General features: G+C 67.3%; 1 protein-coding gene. It reads right to left on the reverse strand.

The window, feature by feature from the left end:
- Nucleotides 1-103: 103 nt before the first annotated feature.
- Nucleotides 104-1363 (reverse strand): IS701 family transposase, encoded by a 1260-nt coding sequence (locus ACIBL3_RS47270; RefSeq protein WP_396360623.1) that lies wholly within the window; start codon nt 1361-1363, stop codon nt 104-106.
- Nucleotides 1364-1430 lie beyond the last annotated feature (67 nt).

Below are 1430 nucleotides of genomic sequence, written 5' to 3' on the forward strand. Positions count from 1 at the left end.
CTAGTAGTACTTTGTTAGGTCGGGTAGTGCTGGTGGCAGGTGGGGCAGGTGCCGATCCAGTACGCCAGGAATCGCTGGAGTTTGTGCAGTAGGGCGTAGAAGGTCAGGCCTGCCCATGTTCTTTTGGGCGGGTGAGTCGTAGCTGGGTGAGGAAGATGTGGGCGGCGGTGGCGATGGTGGCGTGGTGGTGCCAGCCGGTCCAGCTGCGGCCTTCGAAGTGGTCCAGGCCGACGCCGGTTTTCAGTTCCCGGTAGTCGTGTTCGATGCGCCAGCGGATCTTGGCCAGGCGGACCAGGGTGGCGAGCGGGGTGTCGGCGGGCAGGTCGGAGGTCCAGTAGTCGGTGGGTTCGGTTTTGCCCGGTGGCCATTCGGCGATCAGCCATCGTTCGGGCACGGACCCGTCGTCGGCGCGGTCGATCTCGCGGCTGGCGGGCCGGATCCGGATCGCGGTGAACTTCGAGCGCATGGCCGCGGTCCGGTTGCCGGGGCCCGTTTTGGTGCCGTGCCGCCAGGTCACCTGCCGCAGCGCGCGGCGGCCGGCGTTCATCACGATGTCCTTGCAGTTGAACGGGGGATTGGGGTAGCGGGCTATGGGTGGACGGCCCCGGCCGGAGTAGGGCGCGCGGAGCGGTTCGGCGGCCGCCGGGTAGGCGCTGGTGCTGCCTTTGATCGCCACGACGTAGCCGATGCCGCGTTCTTCCAGGCCGAGCCGGAACGCGGTGGCATCGCCATAGCCGGCATCGGCGACCACGACCGGCGGCTGGTGCCCCCACTGGCGCAGTTCGTCGAGCATCTCCAGCGCCATCTCCCACTTGCGGCGGTGCCGTTCGGTGTCCGGGATCCGGCACTTCAGCCTGCGGCGGCGCACCGTCTCGGCTGCTTCGCCGGCGGCAACCAACCGGTCGTCCCAGCTCTCCGGCATGAACAGCCGCCAATCCAGCGGCGCCGACGCGGCATCGGTTACGGCGTGGACACTGACCGCCACCTGACAGTTCCCGACCTTGCCCAAGGTGCCGGAGTACTGCCTGGCCACGCAGGCCGACGAATCGCCGTCCTTGGCGTGCCCGGTGTCATCGATCACCCATGCGTCCGGCTGAACCACCGCGGTCGCCAGACGCACCAGCACCCTGCGCACCGGCACCACATCCCACGGCGAGTCGGTGATGAACTGCTGCAACCGCTGATGATCCACCCCCAGCCGCGCCGCCATTGGCTGCATCGACTTGCGACGCCCATCCAGCATCAGACCCCGCAGATACAACCCACCCACGGCCCGCTGATCCGACCGCGCGAACGACGCGAACACCTGCCCCACAAAGGAATCCAGGCGACCACCCACCGCAACGAAGTCAGCAGCATCCACGCCCCGATCCAACACGAAAACCCACGCAAAACAACGCAACCACGCCGACCTAACAAAGTACTACTAG

The organism is Kribbella sp. NPDC050124 (assembly GCF_044460355.1).
In the GTDB taxonomy this organism is placed as follows: Bacteria; Actinomycetota; Actinomycetes; order Propionibacteriales; family Kribbellaceae; genus Kribbella.